Origin of the sequence: Bacteroides sp. CAG:633 (genome assembly GCF_000435115.1) — a bacterium.
Lineage (GTDB): Bacteria > Bacteroidota > Bacteroidia > Bacteroidales > Bacteroidaceae > Bacteroides > Bacteroides ndongoniae.
The window spans coordinates 1-14,969 of record NZ_FR882959.1 but is presented as its reverse complement, the minus strand read 5'-3'; the positions used below and the strand labels follow the sequence as shown (position 1 = coordinate 14,969).

Annotated in this window: 13 protein-coding genes; 2 read left to right on the top strand and 11 right to left on the bottom strand. The window is 48.4% G+C overall.

From position 1 onward, the window contains the following. The 4 genes from QVP67_RS00930 to tamL all read right to left on the bottom strand — a co-directional run. A partial coding sequence (locus QVP67_RS00930; RefSeq protein WP_288179760.1) for a tetratricopeptide repeat protein occupies positions 1-940 on the bottom strand: 940 nt, incomplete at its 3' end. A gap of 332 nt (positions 941-1,272) precedes the next feature. Further along, entirely contained in the window at positions 1,273-1,671 is a 399-nt protein-coding gene (locus QVP67_RS00925) for a HEPN domain-containing protein (protein WP_288179759.1), read from the bottom strand. Positions 1,672-1,673: 2 nt separating this feature from the next. After that, on the bottom strand, positions 1,674-1,988 hold the full coding sequence (locus QVP67_RS00920; RefSeq protein ID WP_022161685.1) for a nucleotidyltransferase domain-containing protein: 315 nt from the start codon (positions 1,986-1,988) through the stop codon (positions 1,674-1,676). 658 nt (positions 1,989-2,646) lie between these two features. Beyond that, a complete protein-coding gene (gene tamL / locus QVP67_RS00915; RefSeq protein ID WP_288179758.1) occupies positions 2,647-4,953 on the bottom strand; it encodes a translocation and assembly module lipoprotein TamL in 2,307 nt (768 codons plus the stop codon). Positions 4,954-5,143: 190 nt separating this feature from the next. Here tamL and QVP67_RS00910 point away from each other — a divergent pair, with 190 nt between their 5' ends. Beyond that, positions 5,144-5,908, top strand: a complete 765-nt coding sequence (locus QVP67_RS00910; protein WP_022161682.1) for a TrmH family RNA methyltransferase — start codon at positions 5,144-5,146, stop codon at positions 5,906-5,908. Here QVP67_RS00910 and QVP67_RS00905 read toward each other — a convergent pair. From QVP67_RS00905 to QVP67_RS00880, 6 genes are all read right to left on the bottom strand, one after another. After that, positions 5,859-6,116, bottom strand: a complete 258-nt coding sequence (locus tag QVP67_RS00905) for a hypothetical protein (protein ID WP_022161681.1) — start codon at positions 6,114-6,116, stop codon at positions 5,859-5,861. The genes QVP67_RS00910 and QVP67_RS00905 overlap by 50 nt on opposite strands. Further along, a complete protein-coding gene (locus QVP67_RS00900; protein WP_022161680.1) occupies positions 6,113-7,165 on the bottom strand; it encodes a DUF4296 domain-containing protein in 1,053 nt (350 codons plus the stop codon). Before QVP67_RS00900 ends, QVP67_RS00905 begins: the two co-directional genes overlap by 4 nt. Then, positions 7,162-7,794 carry a lipoprotein signal peptidase gene (locus QVP67_RS00895; RefSeq protein ID WP_022161679.1) on the bottom strand — a complete coding sequence of 211 codons (633 nt, stop codon included), beginning with the start codon at positions 7,792-7,794 and terminating at the stop codon, positions 7,162-7,164. The genes QVP67_RS00900 and QVP67_RS00895 overlap by 4 nt, the downstream gene beginning before the upstream one ends. Further along, positions 7,795-8,175 carry a TraR/DksA family transcriptional regulator gene (locus tag QVP67_RS00890; RefSeq protein ID WP_022161678.1) on the bottom strand — a complete coding sequence of 127 codons (381 nt, stop codon included), beginning with the start codon at positions 8,173-8,175 and terminating at the stop codon, positions 7,795-7,797. It lies immediately after the preceding gene. Between the two features lie 41 nt (positions 8,176-8,216). Continuing rightward, on the bottom strand, positions 8,217-11,720 hold the full coding sequence (gene ileS, locus QVP67_RS00885) for an isoleucine--tRNA ligase (protein ID WP_022161677.1): 3,504 nt from the start codon (positions 11,718-11,720) through the stop codon (positions 8,217-8,219). A gap of 93 nt (positions 11,721-11,813) precedes the next feature. Next, complete coding sequence (locus tag QVP67_RS00880) at positions 11,814-12,713, bottom strand: helix-turn-helix domain-containing protein (RefSeq protein ID WP_022161676.1); 900 nt, start codon at positions 12,711-12,713, stop codon at positions 11,814-11,816. Positions 12,714-13,089: 376 nt separating this feature from the next. Here QVP67_RS00880 and QVP67_RS00875 point away from each other — a divergent pair, with 376 nt between their 5' ends. Further along, on the top strand, positions 13,090-13,650 hold the full coding sequence (locus QVP67_RS00875) for a DapH/DapD/GlmU-related protein (protein ID WP_022161675.1): 561 nt from the start codon (positions 13,090-13,092) through the stop codon (positions 13,648-13,650). A gap of 220 nt (positions 13,651-13,870) precedes the next feature. Here QVP67_RS00875 and QVP67_RS00870 read toward each other — a convergent pair. Then, the coding region (locus QVP67_RS00870; RefSeq protein WP_288179757.1) for a carbon-nitrogen hydrolase family protein at positions 13,871-14,969 on the bottom strand (1,099 nt) is incomplete at its 5' end.

The window sequence follows — 14,969 nt, the reverse complement described above, 5'->3', positions numbered from 1 at the left end:
TTTCCGCATCCCCCTGTTCTTCGGCAATATCTGCCAGACGCATGTAGGCCGCCGAACGGACAGCCAAAGAAGGACGGCACGCAATCGTTCGTTCCAGCCAAAACGTAGCGGAGTCATAATGATTCAGTTTATAATGAGCCTCACCTATCAGCAAACTGGACATATACCTCTTTGCGGTATCCGGTTCTAACCTCCAAGCTTCCCGGGCACACCGTAAGGCTTGCTCACCATCCTGCATATAACTATACAACAGACTCAAAGTCTCCATACAATTACTTTGGTATTTTACTAATTTTTTCTGTCGAGCCAATAAACAAGCCTTCAACAACAGTGTTTCCGCTTCCCGGTAATGTTCCTCCCCCAAAGCTATTAAATGGACGCTCCTCCTATCCAATGTTTCTAACCACAATGCAGTATCTCCCACTTGTACGGCCAATTGTTCTGTTTCCTTATAAAGGGAATCGGCTTGCGAATACATCCCCTGGCTGTGATAGATATAGGCTATCCTTCCATACGTCCGTCCTAACCACCAGGTATTTCCACACTGTTCCATCTGTATCTTTACTCGCTGAAAAATTTCCAAGGCCTGTCCACTTTGCCGGAGCTTATGGAGAATATATCCTCGGTTGTACTCGCCCCGCGCTTCCCAAAAGACATCACCGGTACGATGGAAATAGCCGATGACCGGCAACAGCAATGAGTCGCTGGTCGGCATCTGTCCGTTGCGGCATTCCGCCTCCACGGTCAGCAACCGGTGACGCATGCGGTCGCCCTCTTCTAAGGCCGAAGGAGGGATGCTATGCAACAGAGTCAAGGCACTGTCGGGACGGGCATCTATCAGGCTGTCCGCCTTGACAAGCAGATTGGGATAGTCCGTGCGCGAGCCGCAGGACAAGCAGCACAAGCAGAGCAACAAGAGGAGGTAATGCGTCAGTTTCATGTCGGTGAATTTATTTTGGTGGCAAAGATACGATTTTTTTATTTCCGACTCACCACAGAAAGCACAGAGTTTCACGGCGTTTATAGGGTGAAGTTTCACCGTAATCTTTTAAGGATTAGCGTGTTGCGGTGAAGGACAGATAGGCGAAAAGATAGATACGCGGACGACACGGAATGGGCGGATGAACGCGGATTTTAATTTTTAATTGCAAGCGTCTCCACGCTTACGGTCATGGGAGACGCAGACGCAAAATTTTGCGTCTCTACGAGGGTGACATATTAATAAATCTGTGTAACTCTGGATTATCTGAGTGTAACACGGAGGATGCAAAGTTATTTATTCAGAGCGATTAAATCTTTCAACCTGTCAAGCAAATGATGAACCGGTTCTACCAAAGGAAGCACATCCTCTTCTGTAAAATCAAAAAAATCATTATAATCCCCTGTTATACGATTCTGTAACAAACGCGAATACAATCGTCCCTCTTCTTTGGTTAAAAGCCCCTGTGAAACATAATGCATCCCCAATTGTCCTACAACACCATTGTGTGTTTGCGACTTCAATCCTGCACTGAGCAACAAAGCCGAAGCCATATAAAAACAGGCATAATACAAGCGTTGCATTGCCAAATTCCAATGCTTCGATGCAATCATGTCTTCAGCTTCACGCAATGTTGCGTAAGCTTTTTCTTTACGATAAAACACAATCGCCTTAATATCTTCTTCACTCAAACTCATACCAATAAAATACCTTCGTCCTTCACATTATGGAAAAAAAGTGTAAAGTGATACTTCATCCAATCTTTTACCGTATAAAGTACGGGACTAATACATTCATTAAGTGACCAACCTAACTCCACCAAAGGGTAAGACACGTTGTCATAATCCTCGGCTTCAATTTTATTTTTGTCCAACAATATAAGGATATCCCAATCGGAATCGGGACGAGCATCACCACGTGCTTGGGAACCATATAAGTATGCATGCGAACCTTCCGGCAGCAATTTCCGCAAAGCATCCTTCAACTGATTCAGAACATCTGTTTTCATCTTCCACAATCTTTTATACAAAGAAAAACAAATTCCTGTAGAATTCCAAACAATCTCATTTGTTTTACAGCAGAGTTGTTACCCCAGATTACGCGGAGACGGAACGCGGATTTTAATTTCTAATTTTTAATTGAATGAACGTGAAACTTATCTTTCACCATATATCGCTGATTATCAGCGCAGATTTTTCCTGTTGAAAGCGTGAACCCATTTTTCCCTTTTCTTATCTTTATCCGTGTGAATCCGCCCATTCAGCGTCGTCCGCGTATCCATCCTTCACCCACGTTATTCATTTCCAATTATTCACTTTTCATTCCCAAAGTGCCACTTGGCGACCGTAACTACCTACTTTAGCCGCGCAATATAGGTAGTTAGCCGGCGTAACAAGCAATGCTGTCGGACGTAACAAACAATGTCGCCGAGATTAACAAGCAATGCTGCCGGGTTGTGAAAGGAAAGCCGACGGGTATTACAAGCAATCTCCACGAGTATTACATGTAACTTCCACGAGTATTGCTTGCAACTTCCACGAGTATTGCTTGCAATTTTCCTCAGGCACGGATTACACGGAAAACGCCTAACTGGGAAAAAAATATTCCCTAACTAGGAAAAAATAATTTCCTAACTGGGAAAAAATAATTCCCTAACTGGGGAATAATCAGAAGGGATAACCTACGGCAAAATGGAAAGCAAAATCGCGGCCGAAATCGGGATGAATAATGGGATAACGCTCTGCCCCCTGGGCGGGATTGACCGCCTTCATACCTCCATCGAAACGCAACACGAAAAAGTCCAGATCGAGGCGCAACCCCAATCCGTATGCCACCGCAATCTGCTTATAGAACTTGTTAAAGCGGAATTGACCTCCGGGCTGGTCCTTATAATCGCGCAACGTCCAGATGTTTCCGGCATCGACAAACACCGCGCCCCGGAACTTCCAGAACAGGCGGGTGCGATATTCGATGCTGGCATCGAGCTTGATGTCACCTGTCTGATTCAGGAAATTGCCGTCGCCGGGGAAAGAACCCGGTCCTAAATTGCGCACCGACCAGCCACGCACGCTGTTGGCACCTCCCGAAAAATAGCGCTTCTCCAGCGGAACTACGGTAGCATTTCCATAGGGCACCGCTATGCCGCCACCAATATGGAAGGCCAGCGAGTTGCGATTGTCGATCATGATATTCTTGGCAAAATCAATATCTCCCTTCACGTATTGGGCAAACGGGATGTTGAGCAACGTATACTCGTCGTTCTCGTTCTTCTTCATGCCTACCGTACGTCCCAACAGATATAACAGGTTGCCCGCCGACTCGATGTTGAAACGTACCGAATACGAATCGCCTATCAAGGTGTTGTTCATCAAGGCACGCCCGGCACTGTTGTAAACAAAACTATAGCCCGTACGGACGATCAACCGGTCTTCGTAATTGTACTTCAGGATATAGTTTTCATCTTTTTCCAGATATTGCTCTTCGAACTCCTGCGAAATCCAAGGCATGTACAGGTAATTGATGTCGAGCAGGTCGATGCGATGCTGCATGTTGCTCTGCTGCATTCCCCACTTGTAGCTCCAGCTGCCCGAAGCTACGATACGGGTAAACTCGGGACGGAACTGATAATTATACTGCAAGCCGAACTCCGTACTGGCCCTTATCTTCCTACGGAAATCGGACGACAGGAACGGGAAAAGGAAACGCGGAAAGTTGATGGTCGTTTCGGCACCCAGTTCGGTATAGTCTTCGTCACGATAACTGCCTTGCAGACCGGACACAGCTTCGTATGCCCCACGCAGCTTGACCATAAACAGTTCCGAGCCCTTAAACAGGTTGCGGTGCTGGAAAGAGACGGAAGCGGCTGCACCCAGGTCGCCCGCCGAATTGGTTCCTTCCAGCTCGAACGAAACAGACTGATGCTTGCTCTTGGTCAGCATCACATAAGCGTTCAGCAAAGCACTGTCGTTCCGCTGAACCTCGAAGAAGCGGATATTCGTATATTTCAGTGCCTGCAAACGCCCGAAGTTGGCATAAGTGCGCTGAACGTCGTACTCATTGTACAGGCTGCCCGGAGTAAACTGCAAACTGTTGGTCAGCACCTGAGGCCGCAGATAGAGATTGTCTTTATAGTAAATGGGATAGCCTTTGTAGTGCACGGAGTCATTTACCTCAATGCTGCTCAAGGCTGAAGACTGAAGCACATTGTAGTCGGTCACAAAATTGACCTTATCGATGGTGTATTGCCGGTGCGTCTGTGCCTGCCCGTCGCCGCTTCCCCTGTATGGCGACAGATGCAGCGTCAGGTCGACCAGAAAAGTATTTCTGACAGTATCGGCCGTGTAGGTAAGGTAGTCTTTGTTGAACTTATAATAACCGTTCCGAAGCAGGTTGTCCGTAATGCGCTGCCGCTCCAGATCCAGCAAATTCACATCCAGAAGCATTCCCTCTTTCAGATACGTCTTTGCCGAATCCTGCCGCATATAGTTCCGGATTTTTTCATCAGGGATATCATAGTTCAGCGTACGCACCTTGTAAGCCTTGCCCGTCGTCACCCGATAGGTCAACTTCACTTTCTTCCCTTTGTAGCTCGGCACCGCGGCAACGGTGGCGCCCATATAGCCCATGTTGCGCACCGCTTTTCCTATCTCGTCCCTTGTACGCTCGGTTTCATCCTCGCTGTAAATGACCGGAGCATCTCCCATTCGGCGCAATATGCGGTTGATCCAGCGCGTACTGTCGCGGCCGGACATGTTGTAAACATAAAGCTGGGTTTTCACCAGACTGAACCATTTGGCATTCGGATTCTGCCGGACATAAAGAGAGAGGCTGGAAGGCTTTACATCCTTGTTGTCCGTATGTATGCGCACCTCGTCCAGCAAATAGGAACCTTCCGGCACATACTTGGTGGAAGAGCACGAAGCCCCTAACAAAACAATGGCCGCATACAGTGCAAGGCGTAAGACTTTTTTCATTCCGGAGTCAATCAAGGTGGCGCATAAAAAAACGCCTACAAATATAGTATATTTTTTCATATCAGAGAAAAAACGCCGGAAGAGTTCACAGTTTTTGATTATCTGAAAAATATCCCGTATTTTTGTTTCATGAAAATAGGATACGTGGCTGTGTCAAAACCATATCAAATTAACCGAAACAGAAACAAAAATGGCAATAAGCAAGAATCGCATCAAATATATCCATTCGCTGGAGTTAAAGAAAAAGCGCAAAGAAGAAAACGTATTTCTGGCAGAAGGCCCCAAGCTGGTAGAAGACCTGTTAGGACACTTCGACTGCCGTTTCCTGATGGGCACCCGCGAATGGCTTGCCTCGCAAAAGAATCTGACGGACATTCAGGACATAACAGAGGTGACGGAAGAAGAGCTTGCACGCGCCAGCCTGCAAAAAACTCCGCAACAGGTATTGGCCGTATTCGAACAGCCGCAGTACATGACCGACCCTAAAATCGTAGAACATTCACTCTGCCTGGCACTCGACGACGTGCAAGACCCCGGAAACCTGGGAACCATTGTGCGCCTGGCCGACTGGTTTGGCATAGAAGACATTTTCTGTTCGCCCAACACGGCCGACATCTACAACCCCAAAGCCATTCAAGCCACGATGGGAGGAATCGCACGGGTCAGAGTGCACTATACCGATTTGCCTGAACTGATCCGCTCGCTGAACGGCGTACCCGTATACGGAACCTTCCTGGACGGGAAAAACATCTACGAACAACCGCTGTCCGAGCACGGACTCATCATCATGGGAAACGAAGGAAAAGGAATAGGCCGCGATGTAGAACAACTGGTAAACCGCAAGCTGTATATCCCCAACTATCCGGTCAGCCGCGAAACATCCGAGTCGCTCAATGTGGCCATCGCTACCGCAGTGGTCTGTGCCGAGTTCCGGCGACAGGCTGCATGGCGTTGAAGTCGAAAGGATAATACAGATAGGATGCCAGTTCGCCGTCCGGCCCTTCGGGGAACAAAGCGATGACTCCCGGCAGCCATTCGACGTCTTCGACTTCTTCTTTCAGCGGAAAGATGCGAACGGCGTATCCCTGGTCTACCTCTACCACATATTGCTTCAGATAGCCATAGCCTGGTAGAAACAAATAATGCGAGGCAAATCTTTTCATTCTTCTCGCATTCTTGTTTTTAAAGGAACCACATTCTGCTTCTTTAAGGTAGCTTTTTGCAACCGCTGTCCGGACTTCAGGGTAGAAGTATTGTTGCTAACCGGCACATTGTTGACGCCCGGACGAGGGCGTGCACGTTCTTCCGAGCGTTCTTCCTGCTGCGAGGGCGTTTCCTGCAGCTTCTGCACATCGTCCTTCGCTTTGGGCAAAGAGTCTTTCCGCAAGGAATCGGCACGCAACGAATCGGCCTGCAAAGTATCGGCTGCAATTGCCGGCAAGGAGTCTTTCGCATGGTAGCGCATCAGCGAAATCCGGTCAAGAAGCAAGTCGCCGGCTTCCTCCTGTTTCGGATAGTACACAAAGCCACGGATCTCCTTGATATCGCCTAACGTGTCGGCATACAGGGTCAGCGTATTCGTACCGTCCTTCAGCACATGCAGCATAGTGCTGATAACCGTATCTTTGGCGTAGGCTACCTGCATTCCCATCACAGGTGCCGTAAGCGCATCCGCCGCTTTACCCAGCATCTGGAAACGGACGCTCCACCGCAAGGTGTCACGGCTATGGAAATTGGAGTCGGAAGGTATGGTAAAGGCTACTTTATTGTCCAAAGGCATGCCCGTCAGCTGATAAATGCGCTGTCCGAACCACACATCAATGCTGTCTCCCGGACGGGAGGACTTAGGACGGTTTTCCCTTAAGGCAATCAGGTGGTTGATGCCGTCGCGCCGGGCTTTCAGCCGTTGGTTGACTTTCTCGTATACCTTGGTCAAGGCATCGGGGTTGCGGGCAAACCACACCATGGATGAATCGAACTGCGCCTGAGTGATGCCATACTTCTTGAAGACGGATTCTACATAGAGCACCTTTTTGTACGAGTCATTGTAGGGGATATCCTCGCCCATTGCCTTGGCAATGTGGTAATCATAAAGCACATTCTCCATCGTCGCATCTGGCAGTACTGTGTCAGGTCTTTTCACCTGACAAGCACTCAGACATAAAACCGACAGAGCAATACTATACCATCGAATCCGCATCTTTCCTTTCATGATTTTTTTGTCACAGCATGATAGGCATCATTCAAATATTTGCTATAGAACAGCAGCAGGGCTATAATGCCACAACTGATGGCCGCATCAGCAAAATTGAAGATAGGGCTAAAGAATATAAAATGTTCCCCTCCGACAAATGGCATCCACTGCGGCCAGTCGGTCTCGATGATAGGGAAATAGAACATATCTACTACCTTACCATAGAACAACGGCGCATATCCGCCTTCTTCCGGCATAAAGGATGCAATCTGCGCATGGGTGCTTTCGTTGAAGATGACTCCGTAAAATACGCTGTCTATAATATTCCCCAAAGCTCCGGTCAGAATCAGTGAAATGCAGACAATGAAACCGGTCTTCATCCCATGCTTCACAAACTTGTACAGGAACCATCCTATGAATGCCACTGCAACTATACGGAAGCTGGTCAGGAACAATTTTCCGAAAATTTCCATACCGAAAGCCATGCCATTATTCTCGGTAAAATAGATATAGAACCAGTCGGTCACCCGGATACTCTCATGCCAGAACATGTGAGTCTTAATCCAGATTTTGATAATCTGGTCAATGATCAATACCGAAAATATAACGGACAAGGCTATCCGGCCTTTCGTGAGAATTTTACTCATTTACTTCTTTCCGTTGTTTTTAGCTTCTATACTCAAAGTTGCATGAGGCACAGCACGCAAGCGTTCAGCAGGAATCAGCTTACCGGTCTCGCGGCAGATGCCGTACGTCTTATTCTCGATGCGTACCAATGCAGCCTGCAATCCTTGAATAAACTTCAACTGACGCTGTGCCAGACGCGTTGTTTCTTCCTTTGACAATGTATTGGCACCTTCCTCCAGCACCTTGTAAGTAGGCGATGTATCGTCTGTATCGTTTCCATCGGCACCTGTCAGACTTGCTTTCAGCAAATCATAATCGCGTTGTGCCAATTCCAGCTTTTCCATTATAATGGCGCGGAATTCTTCCAATTCAGCATCCGAGTATCTTGTCTTTTCTGCCATAGCTTTAGAATTTTATTTAGGGTTCTTAATATGGTTCTCTTTTAAGCCTTAGCCACTTCCTTTTCAACGTTTATGAACAAAGAGAAATCATCGAAATTCAACTCTGTACCGTTTTCTACCTCATCCACAAGCGTAAGTGAGGTTCCCAAGACTTGGTTACAAATATAGTCTTTATATTCGGTTACCGCATCATCTGTCTGCTGATTTTTTGATAAGCAGATCCGAATTTTATCAGTTATTTCAAATCCGCTCGACTTGCGCAGATTCTGGATACGGTTCACCAGTTCACGGGCTACACCTTCACGACGCAACTCTTCAGTCACAGTGACCTCCAGAGCAACGGTCAGCTTGCCTTCGTTAGCCACCAGCCAGCCGGGAATATCTTCGCTGAAGATTTCAACGTCGCTCGTCTCGATAACAGCATCGCCACTGTCCAGATGGAAGGTATACGAACCGGCCTTCTCCAGTTCGGCAATGGCTTCCTGCGACATTTCTGCCACTTGTGCTGCCACCGCTTTCATCTGCTTGCCAAATTTCGGCCCCAGCTTCTTGAAGTCGCATTTCACCTTCTTGACAAGCACACCGGCTGCGCCGTCCACGAAACGGATTTCCTTGACATTCACTTCGTTCATGATGAGCGATTTCACCGCTTCCACATGGGCACGCTGTTCCTCGTCAACTACAGGAATCATGATGCACTGTAGCGGCTGGCGAACCTTGATGTTCACCTTACGGCGCAATGCCAATACCATCGAAGTGACGTCCTGAGCCATCTGCATACGGGCTTCCAGCTCCTTGTCGATCATGCCTTCCTGACATACCGGGAACTTGGCCAAGTGCACGGAAACTACATTGTCGCGTCCGGTTACGGCAATCAGGTCCATGTACAACATATCGGCATAGAAAGGAGCAATAGGAGCCATCAGCTTGGCTACGGTCTCCAGACAGGTATACAATGTCTGATAAGCAGACAGTTTGTCTTGTGTGAATTCTCCGCCCCAGAAACGTTTGCGGTTCAGACGGACATACCAGTTAGACAGGTTGTCGTTGACAAAGTCGGAAATCAGACGTCCGGCTCTTGTCGGTTCGTAGTCGTTATAGCATGCGTCTACGTTCTTCACCAGCGTATTCAATACGGAAAGAATCCAGCGGTCTATTTCCGGACGTTCTGCCATCGGCACGTCGGCTTCCTTGTACTCAAATCCGTCCACGTTGGCGTAAAGGGCGAAGAACGAATAGGTGTTGTAGAGCGTGCCGAAGAACTTACGGCGTACTTCCTCTACTCCGTCCACATCGAACTTCAGGTTGTCCCACGGCGAAGAGTTGGTAATCATGTACCAGCGCAAGGGGTCGGAACCATATTTCTCGATCGTAGCGAAAGGATCGACTGCATTGCCCAAACGCTTCGACATCTTGTTGCCATTCTTGTCGAGCACCAGTCCGTTGGAAATAACCGTCTTGTAAGATACGCTGTCGAAGACCATGGTAGCAATGGCATGCAGTGTAAAGAACCAGCCACGTGTCTGGTCCACACCTTCGGCGATGAAGTCGGCCGGATATACCTGATGCGAATCAAGCAATTCTTTATTCTCGAACGGATAATGAATCTGTGCATAAGGCATGGAACCGGAATCGAACCATACGTCTATCAGGTCCGACTCACGCTTCATGGGCTGACCGTCTTTCGAAACAAGGATAATATCGTCGACATACGGACGGTGCAAATCTATCTTATCGTAATTTTCTTTGGTATATACACCAGGAACAAAGCCTTTCTCCTTGTAAGGATTGCTTTGCATCAGACCGGCAGCCACCGATTTTTCTACCTCGGCATAAAGTTCTTCTACCGACTCGATACACTTCTCTTCCGTGCCGTCTTCGGTACGCCAGATAGGAAGCGGAGTACCCCAGTAGCGCGAACGGCTCAGGTTCCAGTCGTTCAGATTCTCCAGCCACTTACCAAAACGTCCTGTACCGGTGCTTTCCGGTTTCCAGTTGATGGTCTTGTTCAGCTCCATCATGCGTTCCTTGCAAGCCGTACTGCGGATGAACCAGCTGTCCAACGGATAGTAGAGCACCGGTTTGTCTGTACGCCAGCAGTGGGGATAGTTGTGTACATGTTTCTCGATCTTGAATGCCTGGTTGGCGGCTTTCATCATCATGCAGATGTAGAAGTCGAGCGACTCGGCTGCCTGTGCGGCCTTTTCGTCGTACTTGCCGTCTACGGTGAATTGCGGGTCATAGGCATTCTTCACCCAACGGCCCTGGTATTCCTTGTAAGCCTCAACATCCACACACTCGGCTACAAACCTCTCGTCCAGTTCGTCCAGCAGATAGAACTTACCGGTCAGGTCGACCATCGGACGGGTCTCGCCGCGCTTGTTGATCATGAACAGTGACGGGATGCCGGCTGCACGTGCCACGTTGGCATCGTCGGCACCAAAAGTCGGGGCGATGTGTACGATACCCGTACCGTCTTCCGTCGTCACATAGTCACCGGGAATCACACGGAAAGCTTTGGCCGATGCTTCCTGCCAGTTGCCGTCCTTATCCAGTTCGGTCGGCTTCACCCAAGGAATCAGCTGTTCGTACTCCATGCCGACCAGGTCGGTACCTTTGTACTCGCCGACTACCTTGAACGGAATCAGTTTATCGCCGGGCTTATAATCCTCTAATGCAATGTCTTCCGCCTTTTTATTGAAGTGTGTGTAGAGCAATGCCTTGGCCAGAACAACCGTCATCTTTTCGCCGGTATAACCATTGTAAGTCTGTACGGCTACATAGTCGATCTTCGGGCCTACACAGAGTGCTGTGTTGCTGGGCAAAGTCCACGGAGTAGTAGTCCATGCTATGAAGTAAGGGGTTCCCCACTCTGCCATCTCCGGTTTCGGGTTCTTCATTCTGAACTGTCCGACTACCGTCAGATCCTTCACGTCGCGATAGCATCCCGGCTGGTTCAGCTCGTGCGAGCTCAGTCCTGTACCGGCAGCAGGCGAATATGGCTGAATGGTATATCCCTTGTAAAGAAGTCCTTTCTTGTACAACTGCTTCAAAAGCCACCACAGTGTCTCGATGTAACGGTTGTCGTAGGTGATATACGGTTCTTTCATGTCTACCCAATATCCCATCTTGTGTGTCAGGTCCTCCCATTCTTTCGTGAACTTCATCACGTCCTTGCGGCAGGCAGCGTTATAGTCGGCCACGGAGATGGTTTTTCCGATGTCTTCCTTCGTAATGCCCAGTGCTTTCTCCACACCCAGTTCCACAGGGAGTCCGTGAGTATCCCATCCGGCCTTACGCTTTACCTGGAAGCCTTTCATCGTCTTGTAACGGCAGAAAATATCTTTAATGGAACGTGCCATTACGTGGTGAATACCCGGCATACCGTTGGCCGAGGGAGGTCCTTCGAAAAATACGAAGGAAGGACATCCTTCACGTTCTGTCATACTCTTGGTGAAAACCTGGTTTTCGTCCCATTTCTTCAATACTTCTTTGTTCACTTCCGAAAGGTCGAACTTCGAATATTCGGCAAACTTCTTACTCATATCTTAAATGTCTCCTAAATACACTTTTATTTTTAAGGGCGCAAATTTATAAAAAAGTTGGATAAATCAGTGCTTTTAAGATTGTTTATTTATTCAGGCCAGCAGTTTCCGGTACTCGCCCGGCGTATATCCGACGTTTTTCTTGAAGATGCGGTTGAAGTGCTGCGAATACTGGAAACCCAGCTCGTAGGCTATCTGGCTGACTGTTTTTTCCGTACTTGCAATCATCTCCTTGGCCTGGTCTATCAGTTTGGTTTGTATATATTCCTGAGGAGTCTTGCCCGTCTCTTTTTTCACCAGATCGCCGAAGTAATTGGGCGACAGAAATACTTTCTCGGCAAAATACCGGACCGAAGGCAGTCCCTCTGTCTGAGGTTTGTCGCTGGCAAAATACTCGTCGAGCAAGTCCTCGAAGCGCATCAGTACATCCTTATTCACAACGGCACGGGTTGTGAACTGGCGTTCGTAGAAACGCATGCAATAATCCAGCAGCAGCTCGATGTTCTTCGAAATCAGCCGTTTGCTATGCCTGTCAATAGGATGGTTCAGCTCCATCTGTATCTTCTTCAGACAGTCCAGAAAAACGCTCCGCTCTTCTTCCGACAGATGAAGGGCTTCGTTCGAACTGTAAGCGAAGAAAGAATAATGTTTGATTTCCTGTCCCAACGATGTTCCTTTTATCAGGTCGGGATGGAACAACAGGCCACAGGCATTCAGGGGTGTTCCCTGCTCCAACGTTGTTTCGACAATCTGTCCCGGCGCAAAGCTGGTCACCGTGCCTTCCTGATAGTCGTAAGTCTGCCTGCCATAGCGGATATCTCCGCAACGGGTCTGTTTCAGAAACAGGGCATACACGCCGTAGTTCAGGACAAAATGTTCGGGATGCCGCGTAGCCTGCGACAGGTCGACCACACTGACAAGCGGATGCAGTGTTTCCAGTCCGAACAAATCGTTGTATTGCTCTACATTCTCCAGTTTAATTACATCTTTCATAACCGATACGTTTTTACTTTCCCACAAATGTAGGCAATTTAGCCGTAAAGAGAGAACGGATCGGAACAGAATCTGTAAAATGAATACAACGAAACGTAATACATCCACATCCCATCCACCGGTATACAAGTACTTTTGCCGAACAATTAGTAACTCAACTTTCGCAAGATCGAGTTGACAAGGTGTTTCAAGCGGTGCCCTATCAAGCAGGGCATCCCGGCCTTGTAGACCTGTTGCCTGATCTCTTTCAAAGGCTATGTGATAACAGATCCTTCACGGCGTTCAGGATGACAAAGCAAAGTGATAGTAACTATAAAGAGACTCATAGGAAACAGACTTTTTAAAGTGAACCCAATTAGTAAATAGAAATACCGATATGAATATCAGCGACTTCTTGTCTTACGTAAAGACCCGTCAGGCCCTCAACACACCTGACATTTTCAAATTCATGAACGAAATGAGCGACGAAGCCCGCCGCATCACTTTCCAGCTGAACACCGCTTACCACACTCCGGAAGAAGTACGCCGGTTGCTTTCCGAACTGTTCGGCTACACGGTGCCTGCCTCCTTGCGGGTATTTCCTCCCTTCTACACCGACTTCGGCAAAAACATCACCGTGGGCGAAAATGTGTTCATCAACGCCTGCTGCCACTTTCAGGACCATGGCGGAGTAACTTTGGGCGACGGATGCCAGATAGGCCACAACGTCGTATTTGCCACGCTGAACCACGGCCTGTCGCCCGAAGAAAGACCCATCACTTATCCGGCCCCTATCGTGCTCGAACGAAATGTCTGGGTAGGTTCCAACGCCACTATCCTCCAGGGAGTGACCATCGGCGAAAATGCCGTTGTAGCTGCCGGCGCTGTAGTGACGCGCGACGTACCGGCCAATACCATCGTAGGTGGCGTACCGGCCAGATTCATCCGGAAAATATAATCCGCCTGACTTATACGTTGCCCTTACACATCAGAATTTTAAAACATGAGTTAAAAAGGCAACCCACTTTCTTAAATCCTGTTATAAATCAACGAAATAAGAAGCAAAAGTTTGGAGTTTCCGCCAAAAGGGCTACCTTTGCAACGTGTTTTTCATAGTATTAGATTTAAGGTTAACAAGAAAGATTGGCTGTCTGGGATAGATAGCCTTTTTTTTGCACTTAACTCTGGGACTGTTTTTTCATCCGCACTTCATACAGATCGCTCCGACGGTCTTTCAGGTTACGTACACTTCCGTACGTATGCAACTCGTTCAACAAATCCAAATCAACATCCGACACCAGAATCATCTCCGTATTCGGAGTGGCCTCCGCACGCTTTCCATCGGTGGGGAAAGCAAAGTCGCACGGCGTAAAGACACCCGACTGGGCATACTGGATATCCATATTGTGCACACGCGGCAAGTTGCCTACACTTCCGGCTATCACCACAAAACATTCGTTCTCGATGGCACGGGCATGGGCACATACCTTAACGCGGTTGAAGGCATTCTGCGTATCGGTCAGGAAAGGTACGAACAGAATCTGCATGCCCTGGTCGGCCATGATGCGCGACAGTTCGGGGAACTCCACGTCGTAACAGATCAGGACACCGATCTTGGCACAGTCAGTCTCGAACGTCTTCAAGGTCTTACCTCCGCTCAAGCCCCAGCTCTTGATTTCGTCGGGGGTGACGTGAATCTTTTCGTACATCTCGTACGTGCCGTCGCGGCGGCAGAGGAAACCGATGTTGTACAAGCGTCCGTCTTCCTTGATAAGCGGCATGCTGCCCGTGATGATGTTGATGTTGTAACTGATGGCCAACTCACGGAATCGGTCACGGATTTCATCAGTATATTGAGCCATCATGCGGATGCTCTGTGCCTCACCCAAATCGTTGAATCTCGCCATCAATGGCGCATTGAAATACTCTGGGAAGAGGATGAAATCGCTCTTATAGTCGCTCACGGAATCCACGAAGAACTCTACCTGCTCAAAAAGGTCGTCTACCGAAGCGTATGGACGCATCTGCCACTGTACCAAGCCGATTCTCACGGTTGGCTTTCTATCTACATAAGAATCCGTAGTTGGCTGATAGTAGATGTTATCCCACTGCAAGAGGGTTGCGCAGTGTTCGCTCTCCTCATCACTAGGAAGATAGTTGCGGATGACACGGCGAACGTGGAAGTCGTTGGAAAGCTGGAAGGTAAGAACCGGGTCATAGATTTCACGGTTTCTTACGTGCTCGATGTACTCCTTAGGGCGCATCTTGTCGGCATAC

Excerpts from the sequence above, each read along its gene's own strand:
- QVP67_RS00920 (WP_022161685.1), bottom strand. The coding sequence starts at position 1,988 with ATGAAAACAGATGTTCTGAATCAGTTGAAGGATGCTTTGCGGAAATTG.
- tamL (WP_288179758.1), bottom strand. The coding sequence starts at position 4,953 with ATGAAAAAAGTCTTACGCCTTGCACTGTATGCGGCCATTGTTTTGTTA.
- QVP67_RS00910 (WP_022161682.1), top strand. The coding sequence starts at position 5,144 with ATGGCAATAAGCAAGAATCGCATCAAATATATCCATTCGCTGGAGTTA.
- QVP67_RS00905 (WP_022161681.1), bottom strand. The coding sequence starts at position 6,116 with ATGAAAAGATTTGCCTCGCATTATTTGTTTCTACCAGGCTATGGCTAT.
- QVP67_RS00900 (WP_022161680.1), bottom strand. The coding sequence starts at position 7,165 with ATGAAAGGAAAGATGCGGATTCGATGGTATAGTATTGCTCTGTCGGTT.
- QVP67_RS00895 (WP_022161679.1), bottom strand. The coding sequence starts at position 7,794 with ATGAGTAAAATTCTCACGAAAGGCCGGATAGCCTTGTCCGTTATATTT.
- QVP67_RS00890 (WP_022161678.1), bottom strand. The coding sequence starts at position 8,175 with ATGGCAGAAAAGACAAGATACTCGGATGCTGAATTGGAAGAATTCCGC.
- ileS (WP_022161677.1), bottom strand. The coding sequence starts at position 11,720 with ATGAGTAAGAAGTTTGCCGAATATTCGAAGTTCGACCTTTCGGAAGTG.
- QVP67_RS00880 (WP_022161676.1), bottom strand. The coding sequence starts at position 12,713 with ATGAAAGATGTAATTAAACTGGAGAATGTAGAGCAATACAACGATTTG.
- QVP67_RS00875 (WP_022161675.1), top strand. The coding sequence starts at position 13,090 with ATGAATATCAGCGACTTCTTGTCTTACGTAAAGACCCGTCAGGCCCTC.